The 14053-nt window shown below is 69.9% G+C and carries 11 protein-coding genes; 7 read left to right on the top strand and 4 right to left on the bottom strand.

Features of this window, described 5'->3' with window-relative positions:
• The first annotated feature begins 50 nt into the window (after positions 1–50).
• Entirely contained in the window at positions 51–581 is a 531-nt protein-coding gene (locus ACW4TU_RS32490) for a GNAT family N-acetyltransferase (protein ID WP_457418991.1), read from the top strand.
• On the opposite strand, the gene ACW4TU_RS32485 is transcribed toward ACW4TU_RS32490, so the two are convergent.
• Positions 574–2631, bottom strand: a complete 2058-nt coding sequence (locus ACW4TU_RS32485; RefSeq protein ID WP_457418990.1) for an MFS transporter — start codon at positions 2629–2631, stop codon at positions 574–576. The genes ACW4TU_RS32490 and ACW4TU_RS32485 overlap by 8 nt on opposite strands.
• Positions 2632–2829: 198 nt before the next feature.
• On the opposite strand from ACW4TU_RS32485, the gene ACW4TU_RS32480 reads away from it, so the two are divergent.
• Complete coding sequence (locus ACW4TU_RS32480; RefSeq protein ID WP_457418989.1) at positions 2830–3804, top strand: peptidoglycan-binding domain-containing protein; 975 nt, start codon at positions 2830–2832, stop codon at positions 3802–3804.
• Between the two features lie 147 nt (positions 3805–3951).
• Here ACW4TU_RS32480 and ACW4TU_RS32475 read toward each other — a convergent pair whose 3' ends face one another.
• Both ACW4TU_RS32475 and ACW4TU_RS32470 read right to left on the bottom strand, forming a co-directional pair.
• Positions 3952–4623 (bottom strand): HAD family hydrolase, encoded by a 672-nt coding sequence (locus ACW4TU_RS32475; protein WP_457418987.1) that lies wholly within the window; start codon positions 4621–4623, stop codon positions 3952–3954.
• Between the two features lie 182 nt (positions 4624–4805).
• Positions 4806–5393, bottom strand: a complete 588-nt coding sequence (locus tag ACW4TU_RS32470; protein WP_457418985.1) for a TMEM165/GDT1 family protein — start codon at positions 5391–5393, stop codon at positions 4806–4808.
• Positions 5394–5730: 337 nt separating this feature from the next.
• Between ACW4TU_RS32470 and ACW4TU_RS32465 the strand changes: the two genes are divergently transcribed.
• From ACW4TU_RS32465 to ACW4TU_RS32445, 5 genes are all read left to right on the top strand, one after another.
• On the top strand, positions 5731–6375 hold the full coding sequence (locus ACW4TU_RS32465; protein ID WP_457418982.1) for an HNH endonuclease family protein: 645 nt from the start codon (positions 5731–5733) through the stop codon (positions 6373–6375).
• Between the two features lie 165 nt (positions 6376–6540).
• Positions 6541–8211: an alkaline phosphatase D family protein gene (locus ACW4TU_RS32460; protein ID WP_457418980.1), complete on the top strand. Its 1671-nt coding sequence runs from the start codon at positions 6541–6543 to the stop codon at positions 8209–8211.
• Between the two features lie 417 nt (positions 8212–8628).
• Positions 8629–9069 carry a DoxX family protein gene (locus ACW4TU_RS32455; protein WP_457418978.1) on the top strand — a complete coding sequence of 147 codons (441 nt, stop codon included), beginning with the start codon at positions 8629–8631 and terminating at the stop codon, positions 9067–9069.
• Between the two features lie 233 nt (positions 9070–9302).
• Entirely contained in the window at positions 9303–9923 is a 621-nt protein-coding gene (locus ACW4TU_RS32450) for a DedA family protein (RefSeq protein WP_457418976.1), read from the top strand.
• 690 nt (positions 9924–10613) lie between these two features.
• The gene (locus ACW4TU_RS32445) at positions 10614–12605 is read left to right on the top strand and encodes a ricin-type beta-trefoil lectin domain protein (RefSeq protein WP_457418974.1); all 1992 of its coding nucleotides are present in this window, start codon (positions 10614–10616) and stop codon (positions 12603–12605) included.
• 87 nt (positions 12606–12692) lie between these two features.
• Here the strand turns inward: ACW4TU_RS32445 and ACW4TU_RS32440 are convergent, their stop codons facing one another.
• The gene (locus ACW4TU_RS32440; protein WP_457418972.1) at positions 12693–12950 is read right to left on the bottom strand and encodes a DUF2277 domain-containing protein; all 258 of its coding nucleotides are present in this window, start codon (positions 12948–12950) and stop codon (positions 12693–12695) included.
• Positions 12951–14053: the final 1103 nt, after the last annotated feature.

Genomic DNA, 14053 nt, shown 5'->3' with positions numbered 1-14053 from the left:
TCGCAGGTCACGCGTATCCGGTTGCGCACCCGCCGGGGCGGTTCCCGAGAATGCCGGTCATGACCTGGACCATCGCCCCGGAACCCTTCGACTCCCCTGCCGCCACCGCACTTTGGCGGGCGTACTACACGGAGGTCAGCGACCGCTGGTACCTCCTGCACCAGGGCCGGCGTACGGAGCCCGGTGAGCTGGAACGCGGGATCGCGGCCAACTTGGGCGCCGAACTGGCCCCGCCGCACGGACAGTTGCTTGTCGCCCGGTACGACGGTGAGCCGGCCGGCAGCGCGGGCGTACGGCTCCTCGACGCCACGACCGGTGAACTGACCCGGGTCTTCGTGTACGAGGGGATGCGCGGCAAGGGCGGCGCATCCCTCCTCGTGGCCGCGGCTCAGGACGCGGCACGGGCCCTCGGCGCCCGGCAGCTGGTCCTGGACACCCGCTCCGACCTGGTCGAGGCACGCGCCCTGTACGCGCGCCTGGGCTACACGGAGACCGGGCCCCACAACGACGACAAGTACGCCGAGCACTGGTTCCAGAAGAGCCTGGAGAAGAGCCTGGAGGGGCCGGGCAGCCTCAACTGAGCCTGTCCGCCGAGCCGTTGTGCGGCTGTTCCGCGTCCGAGCCGCACAGCTCCTCGTTCAGCAGCCTCACCAGCTGGACCAGGTCGGTGGGCCGGTCCGGGCCCCACCAGTCGCCCAGCAGCTCGGCCAGGGACTCCTCACGGGCCCGCGCCAGCCGCTCGGCGGCCTCGCGGCCCTCGTCGGTGAGGATCATGTCGAGGCCCTCGCGTACGGCGAGCCCGCGTTCCTCGACCTGCCGGGCGGCCTTGATGATCACGGCCGGCGGTACGAGGCTGCGCTCGGCCAGCACCGCGGGCTCCGCCCACCCGTGCCGCCGGATGCGCAGCAGCAGCCAGCTCGCCGCCGGGTACAGGTCGAGGCCGGCCCGTGCCGTGATCGTCCGGTAGATCTCGCGGCGCCCCTCGCGGGTGCCGAGCACGGACAGCGCGCGGCACACCTCGTCGTACGACGACCGCTGGACCGGGTTGCTGGCCAGGGTCTCCGTGACGTCGGGCGCGGTCACCGAGCCGCGCAGCCGGTCCTCGCGCAGGAACCAGGCGAGGACGAAGCCGAGAACGGCGACCGGAGCGGCGTACAGGAAGACGTCGGTGATGGCGGACGCGTAGGCGTGCAGCGCGGGCGGGCGCAGGGCCTCGGGGAGGGCGGCGATGCCGCGCGGGTCGGACTCCAGCGCGTCCGCCGACACCCCGGCGGGCAGTTGTACCCCCCGGAAGGCGTCCGTGAGCTTGTCACCGAGGCGGCCGGCGAAGACCGTACCGAAGACGGCCACGCCGAAGGAGGCGCCGATGGAGCGGAAGAAGGTGGCGCCGGAGGTGGCGACGCCCAGATCCTCGTACGAGACCGCGTTCTGCACGATCAGCACCAGGACCTGCATGACCAGGCCGAGTCCCAGGCCGAAGACGAGGAAGTAGGCGCTCATCTCGCCGGTGGAGCTGTGCTCGTCGAGCCGGTGGAGCAGCAGGAGGCCGAGGGCGGTGACGCCGGTGCCCGCGACGGGGAACACCTTCCAGCGGCCCGTGCGGCTGACGATCTGTCCGGAGACGGTGGAGGCAAGCAGTAGTCCGAACACCATGGGCAGCATGTGCACGCCGGACATGGTCGGGGAGACGCCCTGGACAACCTGGAGGAACGTCGGCAGATAGGTCATCGCGCCGAACATGGCGAAGCCGACGATGAAGCTGATGACGGCGGCGAGGGTGAAGGTGCGCAGCCGGAACAGCTTGAGCGGGAGGACGGGTTCGGCCGCCCGTCGCTCGACGAGGACGAAGGCGCAGGCGAGTGCGACGCCGAGTACCGCGAGACCCACGATCCGCGCCGAACCCCAGCCCCAGGAGGCGCCGAGGGAGGTGACGAGGATCAGGCAGGTGGCGACGGAGGCGATGAGCAGGGTGCCCAGGTAGTCGATGACGTGCCGTGCGGACCGGCGCGGGATGCGCAGGACGGTCGCGATCACGGCGAGGGCGACGGCGCCGACGGGAAGGTTGACGTAGAACACCCAGCGCCAGCTGAGGTGTTCGGTGAAGAGCCCGCCGAGCAGCGGCCCGAGCACACTGGTCGCGCCGAAGACGGCGCCGAACAGGCCCTGGTAGCGGCCCCGTTCACGCGGCGGGACCAGATCCCCCACGATCGCCATCGACAGCACCATCAGCCCGCCGCCGCCGAGCCCCTGCAACGCCCGGAACCCGATCAGCTGGGGCATGTTCTGCGCCATGCCGCACAGCGCGGAACCGATCAGGAAGATCACGATCGCGGCCTGGAACAGGCGCTTGCGGCCGTACTGGTCGCCGAGCTTGCCCCAGAGGGGGGTCGCGGCGGTCGACGCGAGCAGATAGGCGGTGACCACCCACGACAGGTGATCCATTCCGCCCAGATCGCTGACGATGGTCGGCAGCGCGGTCGACACGATGGTCTGGTCGAGGGCGGCGAGCAGCATCCCGAGCAGCAGGGCGCCGATGGGGACGAGGACGTTCCCGGGCACGTGTTCGGGCCCACGAGCCGCCGGTCGCTCCTCCGCGACATCCCCCGTCCTGCCGTGCGCTTCCCCGGCCATGCGGTCCTCCTGTGAAGTCCTCCTGTGACTCTTGTGACACCCCCATCGTGGTCGGTGTGACCGGTTATGGCCTGTCGAATCCTCACGGGATTCGATGGAAGCCCGGATTCCGGGGGCGTCCGGGAGAAGGTGTGACGAGGCTTTGGATAACCTCTGAGATTCGTACGGGGGTTCGTACGCGGAAGGAACCGACGCGCAGTGAACGATCCGAAGGGGCATGTGTGTCCGGAGTGCGGCGCGCCCCGGGGAGCCGACAACACGCCCTCCTGCGCCTGCACCGAACGCGCCGCCGACGCCCACCTCGAGGCCCGTACGGCGGAGGCCGCGGCGGCGGAGGACTTCGACCCCCTGCGCATACGCCCGTACGTGGAACTGACGCCGGACAACCCCGCGCCGTCCGAGCACCCGGCCCCTGACCAGGCAGCCGAGGCGACGATGCCGATGCCGGCGGTCCAGGCGTCCGGCTGGGGGGCGGACGAAGCCGCGACCACAGCGATACCGGCCGTACGGCACCCCTCGGACAGCCCCGCCCACCCCGAGCCCTTCGCCGGGGACGAGCAGCCGAGCGTTTCGGGCCGCCGCCCCCGGGTCCTTCTCCTCAGCGCCGCCGGAGCGGTCGTCGTCGTACTGGCGGCGGGCGGACTCGCGGGCGGGATGTTCACGTACGACAAGCCGGACCGGAACAACACGGCGGCCCAGGACGTCCGGGAGAGTGTGCCGGCGGCGACGACCAGCGCGGCGTCCCCGACCCCGTCCGGCAGTCCCACGCCGTCGGCGTCGCCGTCACCCACCCCCACCCCGTCCCGCAGCGCGACCCCGACCCTCTCGCCCACACCGACGGCTCCCTCGGCGACCCCGTCCAGGTCGGCCACCCCGACCCAGGCACCGACGACCGCCCAGGCCACCGGCACGATCACCCCGGCTCCCGGCGGCGACGACAAGGAGACCCCGCCTGTTCTGCGCCTCGGCGACCAGGGTGACGAGGTCCTCGAACTCCAGCTGCGGTTACGTCAGTTGGCCATCTACCTCAACGACACCGATGGCGTCTACGACGACAACGTCGTGACCGCGGTGACCACGTACCAGACGACGCGAGGCATCGACGCGGCGGAACCGGGCGTGTACGACCGCACCACGCGCGCACGGCTGGAGTCGGAAACGACAGAACCGTAGGGCGGCTGCGCAGGCTTCGGGCGGCCCCCGGTGGCGTTCACATGAACGCCACCGGGGGCCTCGCCCCCAGACCCCCGCATCGGCCCTGAAGGGGCCGCGCCCTCAAACTCCCCCAGAGGGGGGACCCTCAGACGGGCCGGAGGGCGCTCAGACCACGCCCGCCCCGAAACTCACCCGCAGTTCCCCGTCCCCCGCACGCTCGACCCGTACCCCCGCCAGATCCGGCACCACCACATCCGGCCGGTGGAAGTGGGCCCGCGGCCCGACCCCCACCACACGCATCCCTGCCGCACGCCCCGCCGAGATCCCGGCCCCCGAGTCCTCGAAAACGACACAGTCGGCGGGGTCGACCCCCAACTCGGCCGCACCCTTCAGAAACCCCTCGGGATCCGGCTTGCTCGCGCCGACGGACTCCGCGGTGACGCGAACATCGGGCAGCCCCAGCCCCGCCGCCCCCATCCGCGCGGTCGACAGCGCGACGTCGGCAGAGGTCACCAGCGCGTGCGGAAGCCCGTGCAGGGACGCCAGAAACTCGAAGGCACCCGGTATCGCGACGACACCGTCCAGGTCAGCCGTCTCCTCCGCGAGCATCCGCGCGTTGTCGGCGTAGTTCTGCTCCATGGGCCGTCCGGGCAGCAGCACCGCCATGGAGGCGTACCCCTGCCGCCCGTGCACCACCTTCATGACCTCGTCCCCGTCCAGCCCGTGCCGGTCCGCCCACCGGCGCCAGACACGCTCGACGACGGCATCCGAGTTGACGAGGGTGCCGTCCATGTCGAGGAGAAGGGCACGGGCGGTGAGCACGGCGGTGGCCGTCATCGGCAGGCTCCAAGGCGCGGGTACGGGACCAAGGCGGCCCCGCCCGCCGGTCAGGGAAAACGGGCGGGAGCCACTTTGTTCCTACACGGTACAAAATAAACCGCGCCTCCCGCTACCGCCTTGGCCAATCGTTCACCGACCGGTCACCTCCCGGGCGACCCCGCCCACCACCCACCTGGCGCTCACGCGGTCACCGCCTCCCACAGACTCCACGCCCCGAGCCCCAGCATCAGCACCGCCGCGACCTTCGTGATCAGCTCCAGCGGCACCCGCTTCATCAGCGCCCGGCCCCCCACGATCCCGAGCCCGGCCACCGCCCACAGCGCGAGCACCGCACCGAAGCCGACCGAGAGCGGATCGTCGTATCGGGCGGCGAGGTTGGCCGTCATGATCTGCGTGAGATCGCCGAACTCGGCGACGAGGACGATCATGAAGCCGGCCCCGGACACCTTCCAGAAGGACTGGTCCCCGGGCCGCCGCACCTCCGCGTCGCCATCGGCCGGCCCCTTCTGCAGCAGCAGCACGGCGGCCCCGCCCAGAAAGAGCACACCGGTGAGCGCGTGGAGGAGCTGCTGCGGCAGCAGCGTGAGGACGCTGCCCGCCGCGACGGCCAGCACGACATGGACGGCGAAGGCGGCTGCGACGCCCGCGAAGACGTACGAGGCGCGATAGCGGGTGCCGAGGACGAGCCCGGCGAGGGCGGTCTTGTCCGGGAGTTCGGCCAGGAAGACGACGCCGAAGACGAGCGCCGTCACGGTGAAGCTGATCAAGATTCCTCAATCGGTCGGGGCTGCCCCACCGAGAGTGTTACTGGGAAACGACACCTCGGCACGGCAGCACACAGTCAGTGCACTACTGGCCGAAGGTCTCGCTGGCAGGTCACAGGTGACCTGCCTCCGGGCGCCGGCTCAGACGAGCTGAGCAGTATGTCGACGGTCCGGCGAAGAGCTACTCCCCTTCTGCACCAACCACGATAACCGACCCCGCAGGGTTGTTATGTCATGCCCACGTCACTAACTTCTTACCGGTAGCACATCTCACGGCAATCAAGCGACGCGACGATTCACTCGCTCGCGCTCAACACCCCCATCCCCCGAGGGAGTTCGCATGCCGAAGTTCTACGCGCGTCGACGGCTCAGCATACTCGCGGCGCTCACCGGGCTCATAGCCTCGGTCGGACTTTTCAACGGTCCGACCGCCTCCGCCGCTCTCCCCACCCCGGTCAGCGCCGCCACCGCCCGCACCTACCTCGCCGCGCTCACCGTGAAGACCGAGAACCGCACCGGTTACGACCGCGACCTGTTCCCCACCTGGATCACCATCAGCGGCACGTGCAACACGCGTGAGTACATCCTCAAGCGGGACGGTACGAACGTCGTCACCAACTCCGCCTGCACCGCCACCAGCGGCAGCTGGTTCTCCCCGTACGACGGCGCCACCTGGACCGCCGCGTCCGACCTCGACATCGACCACCTGGTCCCGCTCGCCGAGGCCTGGGACTCCGGGGCCAGCGCCTGGACCACCGCCCAGCGCCAGGGCTTCGCCAACGACGTCACCCGGCCGCAGCTCATCGCCGTCACGGACAACGTGAACCAGTCCAAGAGCGACCAGGACCCGGCCGAGTGGATGCCGTCCGTCACCTCGTACCGCTGCACCTACGTCCGCGCCTGGGTCCAGGTCAAGTACTACTACGACCTCTCCGTCGACTCGGCCGAGAAGACCGCGCTCACCAGCTACCTCTCCGGCTGCTGATCGACCGCTCGCCGGCCCCTGACCACCCGGAAACCGCCCGCGGATCGACCGCGGACCGACGCGAATCGACCGCGAATCACCGGTAAAACGTTTGCATCATGCACGGAACCTCCCCGCCCTCCTCCGTCGTCCGTACCGTACGGTGCTACGGAGGAGGGTGATCACGTGGCGACACTTCGCCTGGGACCGCTGCTGAGGTATGCCGACAGTTCGTCCGCGACCATCTGGGTCGAGGCGAGCCGTCCCTGCGTCGCCGAGGCGCGCTGCGCGGACGGCGTGGGTGGTGAGACCCGCACCTTCCAGGTCGCGGGGCACCACTACGCGCTGATCCCGGTGACCGGCCTCACCCCGGGCACGACGACTCCGTACGAGGTGCTGCTGGACGGCGTCCGCGTGTGGCCGCTGCCCGACTCGCCCTTCCCGCCCTCCGTCATCCGCACCCCCGAGGAAGAAGCAGGCGAAGGAACGGGTGCGGGAAAAGGTGACCCGTTCCGGGTCGCCTTCGGTTCCTGCCGCTGGGCGGCGCCGGCCGCCGACGAGAAGGACCCGGTGGGCGCGGACGCCCTGGACACCCTGGCGGCGCGTATCGCGGCCGACCCCACGGCCGAACGCCCGGACGTCCTCCTCCTGTTGGGCGACCAGGTGTACGCCGACGAGGTGTCCGACGCCACCCGCGACTGGCTGGCCGCCCGCCGCGACCTGTCCGAACCGCCGGGTGCCGAGGTCGCGGACTACGAGGAGTACACCCACCTCTACTACGAGTCCTGGCTCGACCCCGAGGTCCGCTGGCTCCTCTCCACCGTCCCCAGTTGCATGATCTTCGACGACCACGACGTCATCGACGACTGGAACACCAGCGCCGCCTGGCTGGCCGACATGCGGGAGACCACGTGGTGGCGGGAGCGGCTGCTGAGCGGCCTGATGTCGTACTGGGTGCACCAGCACCTGGGCAACCTCGCCCCGGCCGAGCTCGCCACCGACCCGCTGTACGCGGCCGTACGCGAGAGTGCCGACGGTACGGACGCCGTGCGCGACTTCGCCTCCCGGGCGGACGCCGACCCGGCCTCGGTCCGCTGGAGCTACCGGCGCGACTTCGGCCGCACACGTCTGCTGATGGTGGACAGCAGGGCGGCCCGGGTCCTCGACGAGGACGAGCGCGCGATGCTGGACCCGGGCGAGGAGGCCTGGGTGCGGGAACAGGCGCTGGCCGATCCCGGCTCGTACGACCACCTTCTCATCGGCACCTCGCTCCCCTGGCTGCTGCCGCACCTCGTGCACGACGCCGAGGCGTGGGACGAGGCCCTGTGCCGAGGTGAACGGGGCGCGCGCTGGGCCCGGTTCGGGGAGAAGCTGCGCCGTGGGGCCGACCTCGAACACTGGGCGGCCTTCAGTACCTCGTTCACCGCCCTGGCCGACCTGATCGCGGAGGCCGGCTCGGGCCCCGGGGCGCCCGCGACGGTCCTGGTCCTGTCGGGAGACGTCCACCACGCGTACGCGGCCGAGCCCACCTGGCCCGAAGGCTCCCGCCCGGACGCCCGCGTCCTCCAACTGACCTGCTCCCCCGTCCACAACGCCATCCCCCTCTACATCAAGGTCGGCTTCCGCCTGGGGTGGAGCGGCCTGGGCCGCGCCGTGGGCCGCCGCCTCGCCCGGCACGGCCGGGTCCCGCGTCCACCGGTCACCTGGCGCAAGACGGACGGCGGCCCCTGGTTCGGCAACATGCTGATGACCCTGACCCTGCACGGCCGTTCGGCCCGGCTGCGGCTGGAACGGGCGCAGGGGCAGAAGGACAGCGCCCAGCTGGAGACGGTCATGGAGTCGAAGCTGAGCGGGTGAACCATCCCACACCGGCGACGAGCCCCGTCTCCGGTGCTCGTTTCCTGATGCATCGTCAAGAGCGGCCGCACGCAAGGAGGTTGGCGTTCGGCATGCCCGCGGAAGGCGTGCATGGGGTGACCGCGGCCGGGACCCCGCCCTGACGTAGATTCGGTCACACTTTCGGACGCGGACGCGGTCGCGCGGGCGGTGCCGCAGATGCCCCCAACAGCCGCTCCACGTGCGGGAATCGGCGAATCGGAACGGCAAGCGGAGGCTCATCAGGAGGCAAAGCGGTGGCCAAATGTTGAACTTGCAAGCGTTGATTGGGCGCCCCTACGGTGGACTACCCGCTCGGTTCCGCCCCCCGGACCGATCCGTCCACGGTTCCCGAAATTTTTCGGACGGAACGATCCCGACCGAAGGAGACATCCCCACATGTCCGCTCGCCTCAACAACGCCCAGCCCTACGCCATCGGCCTCTTCCGGATCGTGGTCGGCCTGCTCTTCGCCTGCCACGGCGCCCGTTCGCTCTTCGGCGTCCTCGGCGGCGAGGAGACCGTCGCGGCCGGCACCTGGCCCGGCTGGTACGCGGCAGTGATCGAGCTGGTCGGCGGCACCCTGGTCCTGCTGGGCCTCGGCACCCGCGCCGCCTCGTTCATCGCCTCGGGAGCGATGGCGTACGCGTACTTCGACGTCCACCAGCCGAACGCCCTCATGCCGATCCAGAACCAGGGCGAACTGGCCGCCGCCTTCTGCTGGGCGTTCTTCCTGCTCGTCTTCACCGGCTCCGGCGCCTTCGGCCTGGACCGGTTCCTCGCGAAGCGCTCGTCGGGCACGACGAAGGAGTCGCGGGAGAAGACCCCGGTAGCCGCCTGATCCAACCGATCCAGCTGATCCATCGCTCGTTCGTACGCCGGTGCCCGTCCCCGCATCCCGGGGACGGGCACCGGCGTACGTCAGGGTGAACCTCGCGTGCCGAACACATGCGCCCCCGTGGATCTCCTGCCAGACCCCCCACGTACGCTGTATGGCTGTCACACGCCGCCCGCCGCTCCCCCGCGAGGTAGCGGCACGGATCGGGCCGACGGGGGAGTTTCGGGGAGTCTGCGGTGCTTGAGAGTGTGGGGTCCCTGACCGGGACCCCGTGGATCTACGCCCTGGTGGGTGTGTCCGTCCTGTTCGACGTCCTGGTGCCGGTGCTGCCGAGCGGTGTCCTGGTCATCACGGCCGCCACGGCAGCCGCCGCCGGTTCGGGCGCGGCCACCGGGCAGGTACCGCAGGAAGTCCCCGACATCCTCGCGCTCACCCTGTGCGCGGCCACGGCGTCGGTCCTCGGCGACCTGGTGGCGTACCGGCTGGCCTGGCACGGCGGGGCCCGCCTGGACCGCGCGATCGCCCGCTCCCGGCGCCTGACCAACGCGCAGGAACGTCTCGGCCAGGCCCTCGCGCACAGCGGCGGCATCCTGGTCGTCGTGGCCCGCTTCGCCCCGGCCGGCCGCTCGGTCGTCTCCCTCGGCGCGGGCGCCGCCCACCGCCGGGTCGGCGAGTTCCTCCCCTGGTCGATCGTGGCCGGCCTGGCCTGGGCCGCGTACAGCGTCGCCCTCGGCTACTTCGGCGGCCAGTGGCTGGGCGCGACGTGGCTGGCGACAGGCGTATCCGTGGCCGCCCTCTTCGGAGCGGGCGCGGGGGCGGCCTTCCTGATGCGCCGGCCCCGGGTGAGCGGCACCTGATACCAGGGGTTCGGACGGACGCGCCCCGCCTTGAGGGGCGCGGGCCGCCGCCCGACCGACAGCAGCAAGGCGCTCGACCCCGAACCCGCCCACCGGCTCAGCCGAAGAGGCATGCTCGGTGTGACCGCCGCCGCTCCCCTCGGCGCCGCATCCCCCGCCACGGCGGCCACCTCGACGCAGACCGCCACCGCAGGCCGAAGAAGCCAGAGCGACCCCCCTCGACAACACCGCCACGCCCGAAGGGCATGCTCGGCGTGGCCGCCGGAGCCCCCCGCCGCTCTCCTCGGCGCCGCCACCCCCGCCATCGCGGCCACCTCGGCGCAGACCGCCGCCGCGGGCCGGGGTCGTCCCGTCCTGCCGCCCGGCCGGCTCGGCATCCAGCCGTACAGCCTGCGCGACGGGTCTCCACGCTTCATTTGCGGCTCCGCCGCGGGCGCGACAAGCCACGCCGCACCCGCACCCGCACCCGCACCCGCCACACAACAGAGCTCCCGAGCCCACAGGCACCCCACCCCGCAATTCCCGCCCGAAATCCGCCGGTTGGGAAATCCACTCCTGCCACACCCGTTGACTTAACCCTCTCCTCGCTCTAATTTCAGCCCGCCCCCCTCGTTCGGTTCGCCGATCGCGGTTCGAAATATCGACCAACTCTCCGGGAATCGCAACGCCGCGACCCCGGAAAGGAGCCGCATGTATCCCCCGCCGCGCTCGTCCCTCTTCAGGCGCACCGCCATCCGCGCCCTCGCCCTGGCCACCGCGGCGACCGCCGCCCTCCTCTTCGCCCAGCCGCAGGCCGAAGAAGCCCGAGCGACCCCCCTCGACAACACCGCCCCCGTCGCCGCCTCCACGCGCCAGATACCGGTCCCCACCGCCCCCATGGGCTGGGCCTCCTGGAACAGCTTCGCGGCGGCGATCGACTACAACGTGATCAAGGGCCAGGTCGACGCGTTCGTCGCCTCCGGGCTGCCCGCGGCCGGCTACAAGTACATCAACATCGACGAGGGCTGGTGGCAGGGAACCCGGGACAGCGCCGGCAACATCACGGTCGACGAGTCCGAGTGGCCCGGCGGCATGAAGGCCATCGCCGACTACATCCACAGCAAGGGCCTCAAGGCCGGTATCTACACCGACGCGGGCAAGGACGGCTGCGGCTACTACTTCCCGACGGGCCGCCCCGCCGCCCCGGGCAGCGGCAGCGAGGGCCACTACGCGCAGGACATGCTCCAGTTCTCCACGTGGGGCTTCGACTTCGTCAAGGTCGACTGGTGCGGTGGTGACGTCGAGGGCCTCGACGCGGCGACCACGTACAAGTCGATCAGCGACGCGGTGGCGACCGCGTCCGCCACCACCGGGCGCCCGCTCACCCTCTCCATCTGCAACTGGGGCTACCAGAACACCTGGAACTGGGCCCCGGGCCTCGCTCCCCTGTTCCGGACCAGCACCGACATCGTCTACTGGGGCAACAACCCCTCGATGACGAACATGCTGTCCAACTTCGACCAGGGCCTGCACCCCACCGCCCAGCACACCGGCTACTACAACGACCCGGACATGCTGATGGTCGGCATGACCGGCCTCACCGCCGCCCAGAACCGCACCCACATGGGCCTGTGGGCCATCTCCGGCGCCCCTCTGCTCGCCGGCAACAACCTCTCGACGATGACCGCCGAGTCCGCCGCGATCCTCAAGAACCCCGAGGTCATCGCCGTGGACCAGGACCCGCGCGGCCTTCAGGGCGTCAAGGTCGCCGAGGACACCACGGGCGCACAGGTGTACGGCAAGGTGCTGGCCGGCACGGGCAAGCGTGCCGTCGTGCTCCTCAACCGCACCTCCTCCGCCCAGAACATCACCGTCCGCTGGGCCGACCTCGGCCTGACGAACGCGTCCGCGACCGTCCGCGACCTGTGGAGCCGCACGAACATCGGCTCGTACGCCACCGGCTACACCACCAGCGTCCCGGCCGGCGGCTCGGTCATGTTGACGATCACCGGCGGCACGGAGGCGGCGAGCAGCGCGTACGAGCCCGCCTCAGCCGGCAGCTACACCGCCGTGAGCGCGGCGAACACAGGTGTCGCGGTAGCCGACTTCACGTACACGAACAACACGAGCACCGCCCGTACGGCGACCCTCAAGGTCAACGGCCAGACGGCCACCACGGTGTCGTTCCCGCCGACCGGCTCGACCCCGGGGACCGTCTCCGTCCAGGTCGCCCTGTCCAAGGGCGCCGCCAACACGCTCACCGTCACCAATGGCCCGACCCTGGGCACGCTGACCGTCCAGCCGGTCCCCGGCACGAACGGCAACCTGATCGTCGGCAAGCAGTCCGGACGCTGCCTGGACCTCTTCAACAGCACGATCACCAACGGCACCCAGGCCGAGCTGTGGGACTGCAACGGCGGCTCGAACCAGGCGTGGACGTACACCTCCCGCAAGGAACTCGTGGTGTACGGCAACAAGTGCCTGGACGCCTACGACAGCGGCAAGACCAACGGCACGAAGGTCGTCATCTGGGACTGCCACGGCGCCAACAACCAGAAGTGGAACGTCAACACCGACGGCACGATCACGAACGTCAACGCGGGCCTCTGCCTGGACGCGTACGGCGCGGCCACGGCCAACGGCACGCAGCTGGTGCTGTGGGCCTGCGGCACGGGCGACAACCAGAAGTGGACGGTCAGTTAGAGGTTCGGTGGCTTGGAGGTTCGGTGGCTTGGAGGTTCGGTGGCTCGGCCAATAACCTCGCAGCTCAGCCCAGTCCGGCGCGCGTCCTCAGGACGCGTGCCGGGCTGTCGTCGTACTACCGCCCCCGCCCCCACCTCCGCCGCGCACCTCGATGCCGGCGAGCAGTTCGGCCGTGGCCGCCGCGATGACGTCGACGGCGTGTTCGAAAACCTCACGGTTGTGGGCGGCCGGTGCCCGGAAGCCGGAGACCTTGCGGACGTACTGAAGGGCGGCGGCCCGGACCTCCTCCTCGGTGGCCTCTTCGGGGAGTACGGGCGGGCGAAGGGTCTTGATGCTTCGGCACATACCTCCAGTCTCGCGCGTACCCGGCGATCCGCGCCGCCCGCATGCTGAAATGGGGAGTGCCCTACGTCAGTACCGGCTGCGATCATGCTCAGAAGCTGTTGTCTTTCCCATTCGAACCGGGGCGGTTCAGTTACTGACGCGCCGGCTCCCGCGATGTTGGCGCCCTGGCTCGCGAGTTCCTCGACTGAAACAACACCGCGGCATGCCCCCATCACTGATCTGCAGCTGAGAAACTGCATCCTCCGTCATCATGTCAGGGATGGAGCGACTGAACCGCTGGTTGCGTCCCCTGTTTCGTCAACGAAAGTCAATATTCCGTGTATATGACGCAAGGGGTAGGAGCTCGCCTCGCGGAGCCAATCCGGCTCGCGCGTACAAAAAAGGTATGAGTGCGGTCCCACTGGCGCGAACAATTGTTTCGGCGTCAGTCTGGCTTAGCTCGGTAATTCGAGTATGGGCATGCTCAAGAACCCCCACAAGGGAAACCAGCTCTTGAGCGGTAATGGGGATGGCTTCCGGCGGCGTCGTCAATGTCGTGGACTTTTGAGGCTGGTCCCGATGGCGTCGGCGCATCAACAAACGCTCCTAGAGGGCCCGTGTCAGGCCGCCCCTGAAGGATCCGACCATCCCGCAACGAACTCGGCTGGAATTTTATGTGTGCTGCAGTGCAGCACAAGGTTGCCAGCCGATAGGTTCAGCATAGCGAAAGCCCTTTCCTTGTCGAGTCAATCAGTCAGCCTTTACTTTGACCTGTCCCTATTTTTGCTGTCAGCATTGTCGACATGTCCCGCTTGCGTGATCAGTCGACTATGTGCCGTATGGCAAGCCTGCCCTGAAAGACGCGATGTCTCCGCGGTGGTGCGCTCAGTTTCTATCGACGGCTGCGAGTTGCGTGGCACCGACGGTTGCCCTTTCGCAGCACTCGACCCCGCCGAGCCGAAACTCGGCGGGGTCGAGAAGAGCCTGCCCTCTAATGACCAACAGCGTCAGAGAAGGTTTCCTCCGGGGTTGCCTGTTACCGTGCGCAATATTCCGCTACATGGCCATTCGGCGGTTTCTAAGGTTCCGTCCAGGCCGCTCCGCTATCTCGTTCTCCGCGGTTT

This window comes from Streptomyces kryoterrae, from assembly GCF_054072135.1.
This window is presented reverse-complemented; position numbering and strand designations above follow the sequence as displayed.

What these genes read in the sequence shown, in the direction of transcription:
- ACW4TU_RS32490 (WP_457418991.1), top strand. Translation starts at nt 51, where the DNA reads ATGCCGGTCATGACCTGGACCATCGCCCCGGAACCCTTCGACTCCCCT.
- ACW4TU_RS32485 (WP_457418990.1), bottom strand. Translation starts at nt 2,631, where the DNA reads ATGGCCGGGGAAGCGCACGGCAGGACGGGGGATGTCGCGGAGGAGCGA.
- ACW4TU_RS32475 (WP_457418987.1), bottom strand. Translation starts at nt 4,623, where the DNA reads ATGACGGCCACCGCCGTGCTCACCGCCCGTGCCCTTCTCCTCGACATG.
- ACW4TU_RS32465 (WP_457418982.1), top strand. Translation starts at nt 5,731, where the DNA reads ATGCCGAAGTTCTACGCGCGTCGACGGCTCAGCATACTCGCGGCGCTC.
- ACW4TU_RS32455 (WP_457418978.1), top strand. Translation starts at nt 8,629, where the DNA reads ATGTCCGCTCGCCTCAACAACGCCCAGCCCTACGCCATCGGCCTCTTC.
- ACW4TU_RS32445 (WP_457418974.1), top strand. Translation starts at nt 10,614, where the DNA reads ATGTATCCCCCGCCGCGCTCGTCCCTCTTCAGGCGCACCGCCATCCGC.
- ACW4TU_RS32440 (WP_457418972.1), bottom strand. Translation starts at nt 12,950, where the DNA reads ATGTGCCGAAGCATCAAGACCCTTCGCCCGCCCGTACTCCCCGAAGAG.